Raw genomic sequence first — 18,726 nt, forward strand, 5'->3', positions numbered from 1 at the left:
CCGGTAATGGACGACGCCCTGACGGAACCCGAAATCGTGGCGCTGACGGCCGACCCCATGCAAGCCGCAGCCGAAATCAGACGTGTCGCCCTGTGGCAGCGGCTGCGCTGCCTGCCGGATGTGCATACACCCGAGGAAGAGAAGCAGTACTGGCGCATGCATCTGCTGCCGAATTGCTCGATCCTCGGCGCTGCCATGGGCAACCGGCTCGTGGGTGTCATCGCCTATGGCGACAACTGGATAGAGCAGCTTTACGTTCTCCAGGACTTTCAAGGCAACGGCATCGGCTCCCTGCTTCTCGGCTGCGCCAAGGAAGAGATGGACGAGATCAGGCTCTGGACGTTCCAGCGTAATGTGGGCGCTCGCGCTTTCTACCAACGGCACGGTTTTACCGCCGAAGAGGAGACCGATGGCGCCGACAACGAAGAACGGGAGCCTGATGTGCTCTATCATTGGCGCCGGCTTCCGGAGCGGACACCTGGCCTGCAACCGTCGTACGGCTAGAAGATAATCAGGGCTTGCCAAATGCCTTGCCCGGGCGAAACATGAACCGCACCGGAAGCGCTTTGCGCGCCACCCTGGCTGACAGAGGAAACGGGAATGTCGAAATCGACCGGCCTCGGTTTGGCCGAGCAACAGCCGCAGCCTTTGGGCGATGCATCCGTCTGGACCGTGATCCGCGCCGAGGCCGCCGACCTTGCCGCACGCGAACCGATATTGCAGCGGCTGCTTGCCGCTGAGGTAACCGACACCGCCAACAACGATGAGATCATCGCCCGCGTGCTGGCCGCGCGGCTCTCCGTGGCGCAGGTGGAAACAAGTGATCTGTTCGATCTCATCCTGTCCACACTTGATGCCGATATCATGCGGAAGGTCGAGGCCGATCTCATCGCCGTGCGCGAGCGCGATCCGGCCTGCACGACATTTCTGCACGCGCTACTCAATCTCAAGGGCTTTCATGCGCTGCAGACGCATCGTATCGCCCATGCGCTCTGGGTCGCCGGCCGGCCGGAGATCGCCAGTTGGCTCGCCAATCTCGTTTCGCTGGTCTTCGGCCCGGATATCCATCCGGCGGCGCGGATCGGCGCGTCCATCATGCTCGACCACGGTTCGGGCATCGTCATCGGCGAAACGGCTGTGATCGAGGATGAAGTGTCGATCCTGCAGAACGTCACGCTCGGCGGCACCGGCAAGGAGACCGGCGACCGCCACCCGAAGATACGCCACGGCGTGATGATCGGCGCGGGCGCCAAGATCCTCGGCAATATCGAAATCGGCGCCTTCAGCAAAGTTGCCGCCGGTAGCGTCGTGCTCAAATCGGTGCCCGAGCATTGCACGGTCGCCGGCGTGCCAGCCGCCGTCGTACGCATCCACCGCGCCGATGAAATCCCGGCCGAGACGATGGACCAGAACATCTAGGATCGCTCCGAGATAAAGGGTTCGGCCCTTTTCGCTAAGCGGCCTGCTGATTTTCCCAGAAGGCTTCGACGCGGTTGCGGCCTTCGCGCTTTGAACGATAGAGCGCCTCATCCGCCTTCTGCATCAGCCGTTCAAAATCTCCGCCGCGTTCCCCGCGCGCGGCAACGCCGATACTCAGCGTCGGAAAGATCGCCAGGTCCGGCTGCTGCATGACGGCAGCGGCGAAGGCGAGACGGATGCGCTCGGCAATCGCCACCGCATCTTCGCAGGAAACATTTCTCAGCACCGCCAGGAACTCATCGCCACCTTGGCGGGCGAGCAAATCGTCGGAGCGCATGATACCTCTCGAAACGCTGGCGAAAAGCCGCAGCATGTCGTCGCCGGCGGCATGGCCATGCCTGTCGTTCAGTTGCTTGAAATGGTCGATGTCGATGATCAGCAGCGACACCGGCTGGGAACCGAGAGCCGGCAGATGCTGGGCAAGGCCGCCGCGATTGAGCGCGCCGGTCAGCGGATCGTGGTGAGCGAGTTCCGTCAGCTGATTTCGGCTGCGCTCGGCGGCCATCAGCACCATGGCCATGCTGCGCAGCATGATGAACGCGACCGCCGACACCGCCATCCAGCTGTGAATTGCACTGCTGCCGAAAGGATCCGGCCCGCCAATCTCACCGGTCGCCGCGAGAATGCTGCGAACCGCAAAGATCGCCGCAGTGCAGACATAGAGACCGACAAGCAAGGCTGCCGAATAAAGCCTCTCGCGCCGGACAATGCCAATTGCCTCCCTTGCGACGGCAAGATCGCAGAGGCAGCAGATGACGGAGACGTAGAGGAGCCTCGCCGAGACTGCCGACGGATCGCTGACGATGAGTACGACAGGAACGCTGACGAGGACGATGGCAAGCCAGAAGGTGCGCTGGTCGAGCGCTCGTCCCGAAAACACCCGCACGGCAAAGAACATCAGCATGTAGCCGGCGATGGTGACGATATTGCCGCCGTCGATCGAGACGGAGGTGGGAACGAGATTGCGCAACGCGACGAGGAAGGACCCGACGCCGACAAGAAGGTTGCTCAGACCCCACCACAGCGGCCACCTCTCGAAGCGGCCGGTCGCATAGGCTGCAAGCTGGAGAATGCCCAGCACGAAACAGCTCACGGCAACAATGAAATAGATTGTCCTGAGATCCAGCAGCATGGCGCTTTCCCGAAATTCCCGTGGAACTTACAGCAAGCGTTTTGCGGTTTGATTGGAGGCTTCGCTAAGAATTTAACGATCTCGGGGTTTTCCTGCTGCATAATGCAGCAATTCAAGCGTTGCAGCGTCCTTTACGCGTCTGCAAAGACACGCGGCACTGTCTTCAGGCGGCCCGCACCGCGCCGATAATGTCCGCCAACAGACCGTGCAGCAAGTCCCTGTAGCCATTCCGGGCAGACGAACCGCTCTCTTCCGAGGTCATGACGACGGTGAGATCGAGCGACGGCACGATGTAGAGCATCTGCCCGCCATAACCCCAGGCGAAATGCACCTGCTCGCCGCCGATCTGCCGCGTGAACCAGCCATAGCCATATTCATCGCCCGAGAAGCGCGAGTTTGTGCGCTGCTGCCACGACTGGGAGATCCAGTCGGCAGGGACGATCTGGCGGCCATCGGCGGTCTTGCCGCCGTTGCGGTAGAGTTCGCCGAAGGCAAGCAGCGACCGGGCGCTCATCGCCATCTGATTGCCGCCGAGATAGGTGCCCTGCGGATCGCGCTCCCAGGCACCGATGCGGAAACCGTCGACAGGACCCAGCCATTCGCGCGCCAGCGCCAGCGTCGACCGCCGGCCGACCTTGGTGAGAATGGCCGAAAGCAGATGCGTGGATGCGGTGGAGTAGAGCATCTCGCCACCGGGCTGATCGACGAAAGGCTGCGAGAGCGCAAAACGCACCCAGTTGCGCGAGGAGACCCAGTGGCCGTAGTTCGGCCCCGACATGCGATCGAGCCCGGCCTGCATGGATAGAAGATTACCGATGGTGATGTCGTTGATGCGCGGGTCTGGTGATGCCGGAAGATCCGCCTTAAGGATCGGCGCGATCTTCTGATCCGGCCCGTTGAGCAGGCCTTTGTCGATGGCGATACCGACCAGCGCCGAAATGATCGACTTCGAAGCGGATTTGATATTGGTCGATTCCGACGGCGAATGACCATGGAACCCGCGCTCGCTGAGCACGCGTCCGTCGCGAGCGACGATCACCGTCTTGAGAGACCCCATCGCAGGGTCGCTCGCCGCGTGATCGAGACGCGGACCAAGCCCGGCAACGGCGGAAGCCGTGCTCTGGGCAGCCACCGGCTCCGTTGCGGCAAGCGGCAGGCAGAGGAGAAGCAGAAGGGAGAGAAGGCGGATCATGCGGCGCAAGATAGGATATCGCCGCGACATGTTCGCGTGCCGTCGGCCCGTTTCACGCAATTGTGTTTCCGCGTGCGCCGGGGAGCTAGCGACCACGCGCCGCTTCACCCGCCAAAAAGATATCCGCGCCGCAACCACACCAGGCCCGCCTGCCTGGGTGGTCAAACGGCGCGGACAGTACCAGCCGGGGGAAGAATTCCCGACCTGGCCGGCCGGTCGGAGCAGCCTTACAGAGCCGCGTCTTTTCGGGTCGATCCGCTAGGCTGCGCGGCGAACCGGCGCGCTGGCCAGCATGCGCCCCGAAGGGACGATCATGCCGGCCGCGCCGTCAAGCCAGCCTTCCGTGAGTTCGAGCGCAAGAAAGCGCGAGCGTTCGAACGGACCCGGCATGACGAGATGGCAGGCCTTTTCGGCAAAGAAGCCGAAACGCTCGTAATAGGCCGTATCGCCGACGAGCAGGACGGCGCCATGCCCGCGATTCTTCGCTTCGAGGACCGTCGCGCGCATCAACGCCGCGCCGATGCCCTTGCCGCCATGCTGCGAGGCAACAGCGAGCGGCCCGAGCAGCAGTGCATTGATCGGCGTGCCTTCGTCATTGACGCCGGCCTCGATGTTCCAGAGCCGCACCGTACCGATGACACGGCCGTCGCGATCGCGCGCGACGAGCGCAAGACCCTCGGCCGGAACGCGGTTGCGGCGAATCTTCTCCGACGATTTCTTGCGGCGATCCGCGCCCATGACGCGGTCGAGCAGGTTTTCACGAGCAACGACATCCGAGGGATTTTCGGCGTCGATGGTGAAAGTGGTGGGCGCAAAGAATGCGCGGACAGAATCAAGAACAGCGGCCATCTTGGCCTCCCGTACCCAATACCGTTATCAGCGGCGATGAAGGAAAATTGTGAAATTGCCGCCCCGGCTGGTTACGGGGCCGGCGGAAACGACCTTAGATGACGTAAGCCTTCAGCGGTTCGAACCCGTTGAAAGCGACCGCCGAATAGGTCGTCGTATAGGCGCCGGTGCCTTCGATCAGAACCTCGTCGCCGATCGAAAGGGAGATCGGCAGCGGATAAAGGTTCTTCTCGTAGAGCACGTCGGCCGAATCGCAGGTCGGGCCAGCGATGACGCAGGGCTCCATCTCATCGCCGTCGTGATCCGTGCGGATCGGATAGCGGATGGCTTCGTCCATCGTCTCGGCGAGACCGCCGAACTTGCCGATGTCGAGGAAGACCCAGCGGGCATCGTCATTGTCCGACTTCTTCGAAATCAGAACGACTTCCGCCTTGATGACACCGGCATTGCCGACCATGCCGCGGCCCGGCTCGATGATCGTCTTCGGGATCTGGTTGCCGAAATGCGTGCGCAGCGCCTGGTAGATCGACTTGCCGTAAGCTTCTGCGGACGGAACGTCACGCAGGTACTTGGTCGGGAAGCCGCCGCCCATGTTGACCATCTGCAGGTGGATACCCTGCTTGGCAAGCGATACGAAGACGCGCTTGGCATCGGCGAGCGCCGAATCCCAGGCATCGACCTTGGTCATCTGCGAACCGACATGGAACGAGACGCCGTAGGAGTGCAGGCCAAGCTGATGGGCGTAGACGAGAACGTCGACAGCCATCTGCGGAACGCAGCCAAACTTGCGCGACAGCGGCCATTCAGCGCCTTCACCATCCGTGAGCACGCGGCAGAAGACACGGGCGCCGGGAGCGGCGCGCGAAATCTTCTCGACTTCCTCGTGGCTGTCGACGGCAAAGAGGCTGACGCCGAGCGCATGCGCGCGAGCAACGTCACGTTCCTTCTTGATCGTGTTGCCGTAGGAGATGCGGGCGGCGGTCGCGCCGGCTTCGAGCGCCATTTCGATTTCGGCAACGGATGCGCAATCGAAATTGGAGCCGAGGCCTGCGAGCAGCTTCAGCACTTCCGGGGCCGGGTTGGCCTTGACGGCATAGTAGATGGCGCTGTCCGGCATGGCGTGACGGAAGGCGTGGAAATTGTCGCGAACGACGTCGAGGTCAACCACGAGGCAGGGACCATCGGGACGTCGGGTTGCGAGAAAGTCGCGGATGCGCTGGGTGGTCATATCGATTCCCTCTTCCAATTCCAGAGCTCCGGTTTGAACCGGAGGACAAAGGGCATACGATAGCTCGCATTGGAACCAGCCGGTGGAGACCCCGGAACCATAGCAAGCGCTCGATGCGCGGATAGTGAACCAACGCCGCGATGCGGTGTAAGTTCGGCTTTGTCTGCCATGGATTGGAGGGAGAATCCCAACCGCACTTCCGGCAATGATGGTGTGCCTCTTCAGTAACCCCCGCTGATGGAAAGCAGGGAGAGAACAAAAAGGCCCGCACCGTCGTTGCTTCAGGCGTCCTCGCATTTTCCGGTTGGCCGGAATAGCGACTGGAGGGGTTAATTCCAGGTACCTTACCGATTTCCTCACCAATTCGAGGGTTCGGCGGACACCCATGGGCACGTGCGACTTTGGGCTGAGTGGGAAATAAGAATATTCGCCTTCATAATCAAGCGATTTTTTGATCTCGGGGCTAAAAAAATTATTGAACAAGACGAGCCAATTTGTTCAACATTCCGAAACAGCCTGAGGGGTGCCATGGATACCTTGACCCGCATACGCGCCTTCATCGATGTCGTCGAGGCCGAAGGCTTCTCCGCCGCGGCACGGCGCACGGGCCGTTCGAAAGCGCTGCTCTCCAAATATGTGCGCGAACTGGAAGATGAGCTCGGCGCCCTGCTGCTCAACCGCACCACCCGGCAGTTCTCCATGACCGAAGCCGGCCACACCTATTACCGCACCGCCTCCGATATCTTAAAGGAGATCGACAACCTCGCCGATCTCGTGCGCGAGAACAATGCACAGCTCAAAGGACGACTGCGCATTTCCGTGCCGCGCACCTTCGTCGATGCAGATGTCGGCCAGTCGCTGATCGATTTCGCCAAGGAGAACCCCGACCTTTCGCTGGAGATCGCTGCCGATGACCGGTTCGTCGATCTGATAGAGGAAGGCTTCGACGTGGCGATCCGCATCACCAAGCTCGAAGATTCCGGCATGATCGCCCGCAAGATCTCGGATTTCCGCATCCATATCTGCGCCACCCCTGAATTTCTTGAGCGTTATCCCGATCTCGATCACCCGACGGCCCTTTCCAGCGTCCCCTTCATCGTCGATACCAATGCGCGCACCCAGGCGAGCATCCGCTTCCACAATCCTGACAACACCTCGTTCGCCGTCGCCGTTTCCGGACCGATAGAAGTCAACAGCCCGCATGCGACACTACGCGCGGCGCTTGCCGGCATCGGCGTAGCCTTCATCCCGGATTTCATCGCCCGCAAGCCGATCGAGAGCGGCGAACTGGTGACCCTGTTCAACGATTACACCCCGACCGACCGCGGCATCTATGCCGTCTACCCGCACCGGCGCTACCTGCCGGCCAAGGTGAGGATCTTCGTCGATTACCTGCATAACTGGTTCAAGAAGCATCCTTAGGGCAGCGCTCTTGCGAAGCGATGCGACATTCCGCCCCGCTTCAACGTGTGGCCCCACGAATCCGATACGGAGTCCGGTCCCAATTCCGTCCCAATTTCTGGCAAGAAGTCTGGGGCAGCGAACAGGGCAGCGGGATAGATGAGACATTCAACGATACTGATCGCCGCGCTTCTTTCGCTGGCGCCGGCCGCCGCCTTTGCCCATCCGCACATCTTCGTGGAGGCGCGTCTCGAAGTCGTGGCCGGCAAGGACGGCAATGTCGAGGAACTGCGCAATGTCTGGCGCTTCGACGAGGTCTTTTCGTCCTCTGTGGTCATGGATTTCGACAAGAACACCGACCTGAAGCTGGAGCCGAACGAGCTGACCGACGTCGGCAACACGGTCAAGAAGTCGCTTGCCGATTACGACTACTACATGAACCTGACGATCAACGGGAAGAACATCACCGTCCAGAAGCCCGACATCATCCATGTCGACTACAAGGATGGCCAGCTGCTGATGTTCTTCGCGGTGAAGCCGGTGGAGAAGATGCCGCTGAAGGGCAGGCTCACCTTCGGCGTCTACGACCCGACGCTCTACACCTCGATCGATTTTCCCACAGACAACGAGCTGGCAATCGTCGGCGACGGCTTCAAGGCCTGCAAACATCAGGTGGTGCGGCCGGATGCCGACGAGGTAATCTCGCAAAACAAACAGTCGCTGACGGACGCCTTCTTCAACGATCCCACCGGCACCAACATGTCCAAACTCTTCGCCACCCGGCTGGAAGTCACATGCTGACGAAACGCCTGCCCCTCATCCTTTCCGCTGCGACCCTTGCGCTGTTGACGGCGGCAAGTCTCGCTCATGCGCAATCGCCGCTCGGCATCGGCACGGCGGAGCCGAGCTTCCAGCCGACAGGCGGGCCGCTCGCACCGCTCTTGCTCTATGTGAACTATGAGCAGCAGGCCTTCTATCGGGCGCTGACCGGCGCCTTGAAGGCGATGCGCCAAGACCCCTGGCAGCTGGCATCGCTTATCGGCCTCTCCTTCGCCTATGGCGTCTTCCATGCCGCCGGCCCGGGCCACGGCAAGGCGGTCATCTCTTCCTACATGATCGCCAACGAGGTCGAGCTGAAGCGCGGCGTGGTGATTTCCTTCATTTCGGCCTTCGTCCAGGGCGTGATGGCGGTGGCGTTGGTCGGCGGCGCCTGGCTGGTGCTGCGCGGCACCGGCATCACGCTGACGGCAGCGACCCACGCGATGGAGATCGCAAGCTTCATCATGGTCATCCTCTTCGGCGGCTGGCTGCTGTTTCGCAAACTGCGCTCGCTGGTGGGCAACATGCCGCGCCGCCGGCTGATGGCGACGCCTGCCGGTCCGGTCAGCATGATGCTCGACTGGAAGGACAATGCCGCCGAACGCCAGGCCTATACCTTCAACGGCAAGGCGCAGCCTGTCGAAGCCGGCCACACATTCGTTACCGGCATGCTCTGCGAGACCTGCGGCAATGCCCATGTGCCCGATCCAGCCCTGCTCGGCGGCGACAGGTTCAGCGCCCGCGAGGCCTGGTCGGCGATCGTTGCCGTCGGTCTGCGCCCCTGCTCCGGCGCATTGCTGGTCATGACCTTCTCACTGCTGAACGGGCTCTATCTCGGCGGCGTGCTTTCGGTCGCTGCCATGTCGCTTGGCACGGCGATCACCGTTTCCCTGCTTGCCACACTTGCGGTCACCGCCAAGAGTGCGGCCGTCCGCCTCTCCGGACGCGGCTCGACCGCCTCGATCTGGGTCGGCAATGCCATCGAAATCCTCGGCGCCGTGCTCGTCATGCTGATGGGCGCCCTGCTGCTCGGAGCCTCGCTGCAGGGATAAAATTACTTTCCCCGGCTGCGCTGGTAGCGCGCCCGCAGCCAGAAAACTGCGAAAAATGCCAGGATCAGGCAGACGCCGACGACGATTGCCAGCGTCGGCGAGAAATTGCCGATCCACAGCACGATGGTCGGCAGGAAATAGATGACGAGGGCAGCGCCAAGCAGGATGATGCCGGCGGCGGTTGCCTGCGAGCGGCTTTCCGGGCTCATACGAGCCTTTCCTTTTCAAGATCGGCGCGGATATCCTGCAGGCGGCGGATCTGGTTGCCCTCGGCGTCGAAATTCCCAGGCGAAAGCCAGGCTTCGAAGGCATCGTTGATCATCGGCCATTCGGCATCGATCATCGAGAACCAGGCGGTGTCGCGGTTTCGATGCTTGGAGATCATGTGCTGGCGGAAGACCCCTTCGAAGCTGAAGCCGTAACGGGCGGCCGTCGTCTTGCTCGCTTCGTTGTTATTGTCGCATTTCCATTCGTAGCGGCGGTATCCGAGATCCTCGAAGACGTGTTTGGCCATCAGATAATGCGCCTCGGTTGAAAGCGGCGAACGCTTCATCTCGACGCCATGCGCCACACCGCCGATCTCGACGACACCGTTCGCCGGGTCGGCGCGCATGTAATTGGCCATGCCTTGAATCTTGCCGGTGGCGTTGTCGCGGAAGATATGGGTGAGCCAGCCGGACTTGGTGTAGACGGTTTCCAGCCAGTTGGCGAAATCGTCGATACCGGAGAAGTCGTCCTGGGCGAAATAGAGAAGCAGCGGATTGATGCCCATGCCGCCGAGCCCGTCCCACAGCGCCTCGAGATGTTCGGCGCACCGATAGGGCTCCACGGTAACGAAACGGCCCTTCAGTGTGACCGGCTTCGGCGCCGGGCAGCCCTTGAAATTTGCAAGATCACGCATGTCCACTCCCTTTTTCGCAAGAGTGGATAGGCCAGCCACCCAACAAAGGCAACCGGCCTAAGCGCGTCGCAATCTTTCAGATTCGCTCCTCACGCTTTCGGTCCTTATTTCCAACGCATGTCGTTGTCGCAAAACCGCTGCACAGTTTTGCGCGACATGCTTTAGATGTCACTGTGACAAGGTCACCTTAGCCGAGGACACCGTTGCCTCGATATGGTCGACCAGCTGGTCGGCAAGGCCGAGGCGGCCGGCAAGCAGATCGAGATAACCGCGCTCGGCGCGCGAATCCGGGTCGATGGTCAACCGCGAGGCGGTGTAAAGCTCGACGCGCTGTTCTTCCGTCGTCGCGGCGGCAACGAGCGCATCGATATCCGTCGGCGAAGCGAGTTCATGCTCGATGAAGGCCGCAGCCTCGCCGCTGACATCGGCGGCCTTGACCTTGTCCATGATGAGGGCGCGTTCGGCATCGTCGATATGGCCGTCGGCCTTGGCGGCGGCGATCATCGCGCGGATCAGCACGAGGACGAATTCATTGCTGCCGGCAGGCGATGTCGGTCCGAAACCGGATTCGGCAGGCGGCGGCAGGAGAACCGGATTATTTGCCGACGGTGCATCCGAGGGGGCTGCGGGCGCCTGCCCCGCCTGGTAATTCTTGTAGGCCTGGTAGCCGAGGCCGGCAATCGCGGCAAGACCGCCGATCGCCAGTGCATTGCCGGCAATACCGCGGCCGGTCTTGGTGCCGAGAAGCACGGCGGCAATGGCGCCAGTCGCCAGCGGATTGTTCTTTGCCGTCTGCACGGCGTCGCCGGCCCTGTCGCGGACCGAACCGCCGAGACCCGGCATCTGTGAACCCAAGAACTGGTCGAGAAGCTTCTTTGCGTCGAACATTCCTCGTCGTCTCCCTGTTTGAAACTGGAGGAGAACATAGGTTTGCGACGGCTGAAATACAAATAGGGGGAGCGGGATTGAGCCGTGAGGCTCGCCCGCCCCCTGCCGAAACTCAGGCCTTCAGCGCTGCCGCCTCTGCCGCGAGCTTGGTAATGCCAGCCCAGTCGCCGGCCGCGACCAGTTCCTTCGGCGCCACCCACGAGCCCCCGACGCAGATGACATTCGGCAGCGAGAGATAATCATTGGCATTCTTCAGCGAAATGCCGCCGGTCGGGCAAAATAGCGTGCCGGCAAGCGGCGAGGACAGCGCCCTGAGATAGGCGGCGCCGCCGGCCTGCTCGGCCGGGAAGAATTTCAGCACCTGGTAGCCTTCTTCGCGCAGCGCCATGACTTCGCTGGCGGTCGCGGCCCCCGGAAGCAGCGGCACGTCGGAATCGGCAGCGGCATCGAGCAGCTCCTGCGTCGTGCCCGGGCTGACGATAAACTTCGAACCGGCCGCGACGGCAGCCTCCCAATGGGCGACATTGAGGATCGTCCCGGCGCCGACTTCGGCGCCCTCGACCTCGGCGGCGACGGCGCGCACGGCCTCGAGGGCTGCCGGCGTGCGCATGGTGATCTCGATCGCCTTCAGCCCGCCCGCGACGAGCGCCCGGGCCAGCGGTACGGCCGTCTTTGCATCATCGACGATCAAGACCGGAACGACTGGCTGGAGTTTCAGGATGGAAAGGAGCTTCTCTGTTTTCTCGCCCATGGTCGTGCGACTTCCTTGAAACGATTGAATTCGGATCCCGAATAACGCCCCGGCGGAACCTTGTCGAGATAAAACCAGGCCATATGACAAGATGGGTAGGAAATGCGTGGAAATTGGTCTACCGTGCCGCAATCGTCACAAAAGGTTCACCGGTATGGCGAAAGAGATCGAGCGGAAGTTTCTCGTACGCAGCGATGGATGGCGTTCCGCTGTCGAGACGAAGTCTGTCCTCAGGCAGGGTTACATCGCCTCGATGGACGATCGTTCCGTGCGGGTACGCGTCCTCGACGGCAAGAAGGCGAGACTGACGATCAAGATCGGCCGCAGCACCATCACCCGTGACGAATTCGAATACGATATACCGATCGCCGACGCCGAAGAGCTGTTGCAGAACGCGATCGGCGTCGTCATCGAGAAGACGCGCTACCGCGTTCCGCATGAGGGGTTCGTCTGGGAAGTCGACGTCTTTACCGGCGAGCATCGTGGACTGGTAATCGCCGAGGTCGAAATGACGGCGGAAACTGATGATCCGGCCCTACCTGCCTGGCTCGGCCGCGAAGTGACCGGCGATTTCCGTTATTCCAACCAGGCGCTTGCCACAGAATACGGGCACGACAGGCATGGCCTATCGCATTCGGCCTGACGCCGATTTCACCGAAGCGTTCCGCAGCGTCGCGACCAAGCAGCTGGAACACGCCGTCACTGTCCTCGGGGAACGCCCGGACGGCGCGCATGAGGCGATCCATTCTTTCCGCAAGAACCTGAAGCGACTACGCTCGCTCTATCGCCTCGTGGCCCGCGAGACGCCGGATTTTCAGGCCCAGGAAAATGCGCGGCTGCGCGATGCCGCACGCTCGCTTTCGGCGATCCGCGACGCTACCGCCCTCATCGGCACCGCTCAATATCTGCATCATGCAGCCCGCGGGAACGAGGAGAGCGAGGCGCTCGGCCGCATCATCACCATTCTCGAAGGACGCCGTGACTGGATGGCCGAAGCCGAAAGCGGACTGGAACAGCGGCTCGCGGAAACCTCCGGCGTTCTGAAGGAGGCGATCGCCGCCTTGGACGCAGTCTCCTTTGATGGCCGCCACCGCAAGAATGCACGCATGCTGGCGAAGAGCTGGCGCCGCACTGCGCGCAAGGCCAAGGCCGCGCTTGCGGCTTGCCACGGCGAGGCATCGGCCGACGATTTCCACGATCTGCGCAAACGCACCTACGACTATCGGCTCTACCATACCCTTTTGCGCGACGTCTGGCCGGGCGCGATGAAGGCCAAGCGGGATGCGGCCAAGGAACTCGTCGAGGATCTCGGTCACATCCACGATCTCACAGTGCTCTCCGAACTGGTCGAGGCCGAACCGCAGCTCTTCACTCGCAATGACGACCTGGCGCATCTGCTCGACATCATCATCTTCCGCCAGCAGGAAGACCGGCGGCAAGCGCTGATCAAAGCCGAAGCCGTCTTCGCCGATGATGCCGACGAGGAAGCGCAGCGCATCGAGCTTCTCTGGCTGATGGCCGGGAGTTGAGAGACGGCGAAACCGGAAGTGCTTGTGCGCTGCTCTGCATTTCCGATTGCTTCAGCATCTGAAGATTTCGCGGGGAAACCTGTTGACCTCAACCAATTTTGAGGTCCTAGCCTGCGGTGGTCGAACAAGCAGAGACTTTATCCGCGAGGAAAAAATGACCGCCGAAAATGCCGCGATGCCGAAGGTGCTCGGGCTCTACGAGACCCATCTGACCGTTGCCGATCTCAAGACCTCCACGGATTTCTACCGCGATGTCGTCGGGCTCGAACCTGCCGCCTCATTCGAGGAGCGTAAAGTCGCTTTCCTCTGGGTGGACGACAGGAAGACCGGCATGCTCGGCCTTTGGGAAACAGGAACCGGGCCGCTGAAGATGCGGCTGCATATCGCCTTCCGCATGACCGCCAACGGCGTGCTTCAGGCGCCCGCCATTCTCAGGGCAAAGGGTGTGGAACCTCTCGGCTTTGCCGGTGAACCGGTGACGGAACCGGTGGTTCTCGGCTGGATGCCGGCGCTGTCGATCTATTTCAAGGATCCGGACGGGCACTCGATCGAGTTCATCAACGTTCTCGACGACATCCCCGACCGGAGTTTCGGCGTGCGGCCGTTTTCCGCGTGGCAGGCGCGAGCGTAATCGATCAGCGATCAAGGCCGCCGCTGGCGAAGGCAATTGCGCGGCCCGCCGATTTTCTGTATTTCCGGCCCATGACCGACAGCCTGACCCACACCAGCCCGTTCCTCGTGGCCGCACTTTACCATTTCGTTTCCGTGCCGCGCTTTGCCAGCCTGCGAGCGCCGCTGCAGACGCTTTGCGAGGAGAACGGCGTCAAGGGAACGCTGCTTCTGGCGCATGAAGGCATTAACGGCACGATCGCGGGCCCGGATGCCGGCATTCACGCCGCGCTCGCCTTCCTGCGCGCCCAGCCGGAATTTTCGGGCCTGGAGCACAAGGAAAGCCGCGCCTCGAAAATGCCCTTCCTGCGCATGAAGGTGAAGCTGAAGAAGGAAATCGTCACCATGGGCGTCGAGGACATCGACCCCAACAAGGTGGTCGGCACCTATGTGGCGGCCAAGGACTGGAACGCTTTGATTTCCGATCCCGATACCATCGTCATCGACACCCGCAACGATTACGAGACGGCAATCGGCACCTTTCGCGGCGCGCTCGACCCGAAGACCAAGACTTTCCGTGAATTTCCCGATTGGGTGCGCAACAATACCGGCCTGCACAACAAGCCGAAGGTCGCCATGTACTGCACCGGCGGCATACGCTGCGAGAAGGCCACTGCTTTCATGAAGGCTGAGGGCTTCGACGAGGTCTATCACCTGAAGGGCGGCATCCTGAAATATCTGGAGGAAGTGCCGCAGGAGGAAAGCCTCTGGGATGGCGCCTGCTTCGTCTTCGACGAGCGCGTCTCCGTCGAGCACGGTCTGAAGCAAGGCGAACACAGGCTGTGCCACGCCTGCCGCAACCCGATCACCGCCGAGGAAATCAGCTCGCCGCTCTACGAGGAAGGCGTTTCCTGCAGCCACTGCTACCACTCGCGCACGGAGGAAGACCGGCTGCGCTACCGTCAGCGGCAGCACCAGATCGCCCTCGCGAAAAAGCGCGGCCAACGGCATATCGGCAGCTGAGCCGGGGTTCCGTTTGGACCAGCCTTGCTGCCTGAGGATGATCGGGCCGCCGGTCAGGCTGCGCCGATACGGCGCCGAGTTTCCGGCCCGGCTGCACGCCGCTCGTTCAGCATCTCGGTGATAAGGTCTGATGTCACAGGCTTTCCGAACCAATAGCCCTGCAGGCAGTCGCAGCCGAAAAGGCGCATGGCTATTGCCTGCTCCTCGGTCTCGATGCCTTCGGCCGTCACCGGAATGTCGAGCGAGCGGGCGAGCGCCACCGTCGCCTGCAGCATCTCGCGCTGGCGTTTGTCTTCGTTGACACCCATGACCAGCGAACGGTCGATCTTGATGCGGTCGAAGCCGAACTGCCTGAGATAACCGATCGAGGAGAAGCCAGAACCAAAATCGTCGAGCGCCACCTTGACCCCCAGCCCCTTCAACCGTTCGATCGACTGGCGGGTGCGCTGCGGATTCTGGATCATGTAGCCTTCGGTGATCTCGAGCGTGATGCGGCCGGCCTCAATCTCCGTCTGCTTCAGCACGTAGCGCACATAGTCGGTAAAGGCGGGATTGCGGAACTGGCCGGGCGAGACGTTGACCGAAACGTTGAGGTCCGGCCATTGCTTCGCCGTCTCGCAGGCTTTGCGTAGCACGAACAGACCGAGCGATTCGATGAGGCCGCTGGTCTCGGCAATTGGGATAAACAGTTCGGGCGATACAGGGCCATGGCCCGGACGGTTCCAGCGCACCAGCGCCTCGACGCCGGTCATCGCATGCGTCGCCGCATCGATCAGCGGCTGGTAGGCAAGCGTCAGGTCGCCGCTTTCGATAGCGATCCGAAGGTCGAGTTCCAGCGCATTGCGCTGCTCTCGATCGGCATCCATCGACGGATCGTAGAGCGTCATGCGCGCGCGGCCGGCCTCCTTTGCCTTGTACATGGCAAGGTCGGAACGGCGCACCAGCTCCTCACGCCCGATCGCACCGAAAGGCGACATGGCGATACCAATGCTTGCCCCGACGACGACGACACGGCGACCGATCTCCAATGGCTCGACGAGAAAATCGAGGATCTGTTCGGCAAGCTGCAGGGCGGCGGCATTTTCGCTGTCGGAGAGAAAGGCGATCGCAAATTCGTCGCCGCCAATACGGGCGAGAACCGCACCCTGCGGAATGAGCACAGCGAGCCCGGCCGCGACCGCACGGATCAACTGATCGCCGGTGCCGTGACCATAGCTGTCGTTGACTTCCTTGAAGCCATCGAGGTCGAGGTAGAGGAGCAGCACATTGCGCTTTGTCTGGCGTGCTTCGATGACAAAACGATCGACGGCGAGCCCGAGACCATCCCGATTGGAAAGGCCGCTCAGCCTGTCGCGCAGCGCCTCCTCGCGGGCGCTGCCTTCCTCTGCCTTCAGGCGGCGGCCGGCAAGCCAGCCGATGACCAGCAGCACTACGAAAAACAATCCGACGAGACCGAGCGCCTGGATGACCATCGGCCGCACCTGTGCATAGGCGATATCGCCGGGTGAACGCGAGGCCCAGACGAGCTTGCCGAGCGTTGCCCCCGTCGGATCGACGATCGGTACGAGATAGTCGGCCGCAAAGCTCGGCGGCGCCAGCCTCAGCCCGCCGATGACATAGGTCTGGCCGAGAGCAGTCACCCTGTCGTCATCGAGATGGCGAGCGAAAACGAGATAACGATGCTGGTCGGCGGGCACGTCAAGCGCACCAGACTTTTTCCGCACCAATGCCACGCCGACGGCGGCAATGCCCCGCTTGGTGGTGACGAAACCGACCGCCTGAGGACGATCGGCCGGACCGGCCGCCTTCACCGTGTCGACCAGGGTCCAGAGCGACGGCGCGAAGAAATCCGTGAGCGGCTCCTCCATCGGCTTGCCGTCGCGATAGGCCATGATTGCCTTCTTCTCACCATCGATGACGATCGCCATGTCGAACAGCGAGCTGTTGACCGACATCTCGCCGTAATTGCTCACCGTCCAGGCCATGCCATCAGGCGCGTAGACGTTGACGGCGGCGTCGTCCCAGGCGGCGTAATCGTCGAGCGTCGCGCCGAGCTGATCCTCGAAGGTCTTCACTGCGCCGACCGTCGTTTCGCGCGAGCGCTCGTCATCGAGGAGATTGGCATTTTCGGACACGCGTTCGAGCGCCGTCAGCACCATGATGGTGACGACAGCGACGATGACGGCGAAGGAAAAAAGCACGCCCGTGACGGTGATGTGACGGCCTATTCCCAATCCTTTTCTCTGCGACTTTCCGGCGGTCTGCATTACGACTCCCTGACCGTCGGACTTTGCCAGCCAAGGGTTCAAAAACGTTTAAGCAACCGGCTGTTGCAGGTTTCTGACGAGCTATTTTTGTGTCGCCGCCTGAGGACGCGCCTCTAACCCGGCTTGTGATTGCCCTTCGGGAATTTTGTCGCAAGTTCGCGATACCATTTGCCGCTCTTTTTTACCGTGCGTAGCTGGGTCTCATAATCGACATGGACCAGACCGAAGCGCATGCGGTAGCCTTCCGCCCATTCGAAATTGTCCATCAGGCTCCAGGCGAAATAGCCGCGTAGGGGATAGCCGTCCTTGATGAGGCCGGCAACGATTTCGAGGTGATCGCTGACATAGTCGAGGCGCATCGTGTCGTCGACCTCGCCGTCGATGACATCGGTGTTGTCGCAGGCGCCGTTCTCGGTGATGTAGCATTCCGGCAGTTCGTAGCGGCGGTAGAGATCCTCGATCGAGAGCTTCAGGCCCGGCGCATAGATTTCCCAGCCGATATCGGTCTTGACGTCGCTTGCCGGCGGCGCCTCCACCGTCCAGGGGAAATCGCCTTTGCGTTCGGCATCGTCGGTGACCCGCTCGGGCTTGTAATAGTTCAGGCCCCACCAGTCGAGTTTCTGGCTGATGAGCTTCAGGTCGCCATCCTCGATGACGGGCATGCGGTCGCCGAGCGCCTCGACGAACTCCTTAGGATATTCGCCCTTGAAGACGGGATCGAAGAAGGCGCCGTTGTGGAACTGATGCGCACGCTCGCCGGCGGCAAGATCGGCCGGGCTGTCGGAGCCGGGAATGACCGAGGCGGCGTTGAGCACAAGCCCGACGGGCACATTTGGGGCTTCCGAGCGGATCGCCTCGACGCCGAGACCATGGGCAAGGTTCATGTAATGCATGGCATGAAGGGCGGCCTGCATGTTGCGCTCGCCCGGAGCATGGATGCCGTAGAGGTGGCTGAGCCAGACGATGCACCAGGGTTCGTTGAAAGTCGCAACCCGGTCGAGGCGATCGCCAAGGCGGTTCATCACCGTCTTGGCATAGCGCTGAAACGCATAGGCGGTCGAGCGCGCGGTCCAGCCGCCCTCGCCGGCAAGCAACAGAGGCAGGTCCCAGTGGTAGAGCGTCGCGAAGGTCTTGATGCCGCGTGCCTTGCAGCCGTCAACCAGCCGGTCGTAGAAATCGAGGCCGGCCTCGTTCACTGGACCCGTACCGTCGGGGATAATGCGCGGCCAGGCGATCGAGAACCGGTAGGCTTCGACACCCATCTCCTTGATGAGATCGAGGTCCTGTTCCAGGCGATTGTAGTGATCGCACGCAACGTCGCCGTTATCGCGACTATGGACGCGGCCGGGCATATTGCAGAAAGCATCCCAGATGGACGGCTTGCGGCCATCGGCTTTGCTGGCGCCTTCGATCTGGAAGGCGGCGGTGGCAACGCCGAAGGTGAAGTCACCGGGAAAGCGGTCTGCGAGTTTTTTCGGATCGATCATCAGGAAATCCTATCTCTCGGGTTGAACCGTTTGCGCCGGATTTAGCCAAGCCTGAAGGCAAAGTACAGGCTGGCGGCGAGAAAAACTGCAACGTTGCAGGAGGAAAAACAGAACAGCTG

At 61.7% G+C, this 18,726-nt stretch carries 19 protein-coding genes; 9 read left to right on the forward strand and 10 right to left on the reverse strand.

All coding sequences use genetic code 11. From position 1 onward, the window contains the following. Positions 1–6: 6 nt before the first annotated feature. Entirely contained in the window at positions 7–504 is a 498-nt protein-coding gene (locus tag J3P73_RS21470) for a GNAT family N-acetyltransferase (RefSeq protein WP_130692746.1), read from the forward strand. A 96-nt stretch (positions 505–600) separates the two neighbouring features. Then, entirely contained in the window at positions 601–1,419 is an 819-nt protein-coding gene (gene cysE, locus J3P73_RS21475; RefSeq protein WP_075224434.1) for a serine O-acetyltransferase, read from the forward strand. 34 nt (positions 1,420–1,453) lie between these two features. Here cysE and J3P73_RS21480 read toward each other — a convergent pair whose 3' ends face one another. The 4 genes from J3P73_RS21480 to odc2 all read right to left on the reverse strand — a co-directional run bounded on the left by J3P73_RS21480 (position 1,454) and on the right by odc2 (position 5,880). Next, entirely contained in the window at positions 1,454–2,611 is a 1,158-nt protein-coding gene (locus J3P73_RS21480) for a GGDEF domain-containing protein (RefSeq protein ID WP_024322290.1), read from the reverse strand. Between the two features lie 163 nt (positions 2,612–2,774). Continuing rightward, positions 2,775–3,803 carry a serine hydrolase domain-containing protein gene (locus J3P73_RS21485; RefSeq protein ID WP_130687153.1) on the reverse strand — a complete coding sequence of 343 codons (1,029 nt, stop codon included), beginning with the start codon at positions 3,801–3,803 and terminating at the stop codon, positions 2,775–2,777. Positions 3,804–4,061: 258 nt separating this feature from the next. Then, positions 4,062–4,652 (reverse strand): GNAT family N-acetyltransferase, encoded by a 591-nt coding sequence (locus J3P73_RS21490; protein WP_130692748.1) that lies wholly within the window; start codon positions 4,650–4,652, stop codon positions 4,062–4,064. 94 nt (positions 4,653–4,746) lie between these two features. Next, positions 4,747–5,880, reverse strand: coding sequence for an ornithine/lysine decarboxylase (odc2, locus tag J3P73_RS21495; RefSeq protein WP_130686814.1), 1,134 nt, complete (start codon positions 5,878–5,880; stop codon positions 4,747–4,749). 528 nt (positions 5,881–6,408) lie between these two features. Between odc2 and J3P73_RS21500 the strand changes: the two genes are divergently transcribed. The 3 genes from J3P73_RS21500 to J3P73_RS21510 all read left to right on the forward strand — a co-directional run bounded on the left by J3P73_RS21500 (position 6,409) and on the right by J3P73_RS21510 (position 9,152). Beyond that, on the forward strand, positions 6,409–7,302 hold the full coding sequence (locus tag J3P73_RS21500) for a LysR family transcriptional regulator (protein ID WP_003542994.1): 894 nt from the start codon (positions 6,409–6,411) through the stop codon (positions 7,300–7,302). 138 nt (positions 7,303–7,440) lie between these two features. Continuing rightward, on the forward strand, positions 7,441–8,082 hold the full coding sequence (locus tag J3P73_RS21505; RefSeq protein ID WP_018072743.1) for a DUF1007 family protein: 642 nt from the start codon (positions 7,441–7,443) through the stop codon (positions 8,080–8,082). Then, positions 8,076–9,152: a nickel/cobalt transporter gene (locus J3P73_RS21510; protein WP_130692750.1), complete on the forward strand. Its 1,077-nt coding sequence runs from the start codon at positions 8,076–8,078 to the stop codon at positions 9,150–9,152. Before J3P73_RS21505 ends, J3P73_RS21510 begins: the two co-directional genes overlap by 7 nt. Positions 9,153–9,154: 2 nt before the next feature. Here J3P73_RS21510 and J3P73_RS21515 read toward each other — a convergent pair whose 3' ends face one another. From J3P73_RS21515 to J3P73_RS21530, 4 genes are all read right to left on the reverse strand, one after another. Further along, the gene (locus J3P73_RS21515; RefSeq protein WP_018483508.1) at positions 9,155–9,361 is read right to left on the reverse strand and encodes a hypothetical protein; all 207 of its coding nucleotides are present in this window, start codon (positions 9,359–9,361) and stop codon (positions 9,155–9,157) included. After that, positions 9,358–10,053 carry a GNAT family N-acetyltransferase gene (locus J3P73_RS21520; RefSeq protein ID WP_130692752.1) on the reverse strand — a complete coding sequence of 232 codons (696 nt, stop codon included), beginning with the start codon at positions 10,051–10,053 and terminating at the stop codon, positions 9,358–9,360. Before J3P73_RS21520 ends, J3P73_RS21515 begins: the two co-directional genes overlap by 4 nt. A 168-nt stretch (positions 10,054–10,221) precedes the next feature. Then, positions 10,222–10,941, reverse strand: a complete 720-nt coding sequence (locus tag J3P73_RS21525) for a tellurite resistance TerB family protein (protein ID WP_018072739.1) — start codon at positions 10,939–10,941, stop codon at positions 10,222–10,224. A gap of 112 nt (positions 10,942–11,053) precedes the next feature. Beyond that, positions 11,054–11,692 carry a 2-dehydro-3-deoxy-phosphogluconate aldolase gene (locus J3P73_RS21530; RefSeq protein ID WP_130692756.1) on the reverse strand — a complete coding sequence of 213 codons (639 nt, stop codon included), beginning with the start codon at positions 11,690–11,692 and terminating at the stop codon, positions 11,054–11,056. A gap of 154 nt (positions 11,693–11,846) precedes the next feature. Between J3P73_RS21530 and J3P73_RS21535 the strand changes: the two genes are divergently transcribed. The 4 genes from J3P73_RS21535 (at position 11,847) to trhO (ending at position 14,853) form a co-directional block, all read left to right on the forward strand. Next, a complete protein-coding gene (locus J3P73_RS21535; protein ID WP_024322283.1) occupies positions 11,847–12,335 on the forward strand; it encodes a CYTH domain-containing protein in 489 nt (162 codons plus the stop codon). Then, positions 12,313–13,221, forward strand: a complete 909-nt coding sequence (locus J3P73_RS21540) for a CHAD domain-containing protein (protein ID WP_027689356.1) — start codon at positions 12,313–12,315, stop codon at positions 13,219–13,221. Before J3P73_RS21535 ends, J3P73_RS21540 begins: the two co-directional genes overlap by 23 nt. A 154-nt stretch (positions 13,222–13,375) precedes the next feature. Further along, the gene (locus tag J3P73_RS21545) at positions 13,376–13,852 is read left to right on the forward strand and encodes a VOC family protein (protein ID WP_018072735.1); all 477 of its coding nucleotides are present in this window, start codon (positions 13,376–13,378) and stop codon (positions 13,850–13,852) included. 71 nt (positions 13,853–13,923) lie between these two features. Continuing rightward, complete coding sequence (gene trhO / locus J3P73_RS21550) at positions 13,924–14,853, forward strand: oxygen-dependent tRNA uridine(34) hydroxylase TrhO (RefSeq protein WP_130692758.1); 930 nt, start codon at positions 13,924–13,926, stop codon at positions 14,851–14,853. A gap of 53 nt (positions 14,854–14,906) precedes the next feature. Here the strand turns inward: trhO and J3P73_RS21555 are convergent, their stop codons facing one another. Further along, a complete protein-coding gene (locus tag J3P73_RS21555; RefSeq protein WP_024322915.1) occupies positions 14,907–17,120 on the reverse strand; it encodes a putative bifunctional diguanylate cyclase/phosphodiesterase in 2,214 nt (737 codons plus the stop codon). A gap of 113 nt (positions 17,121–17,233) precedes the next feature. Then, entirely contained in the window at positions 17,234–18,607 is a 1,374-nt protein-coding gene (locus J3P73_RS21560) for a GH1 family beta-glucosidase (RefSeq protein ID WP_130692760.1), read from the reverse strand. Positions 18,608–18,726 lie beyond the last annotated feature (119 nt).

The organism is Rhizobium ruizarguesonis (assembly GCF_017357285.1).
In the GTDB taxonomy this organism is placed as follows: domain Bacteria; phylum Pseudomonadota; class Alphaproteobacteria; order Rhizobiales; family Rhizobiaceae; genus Rhizobium; species Rhizobium ruizarguesonis.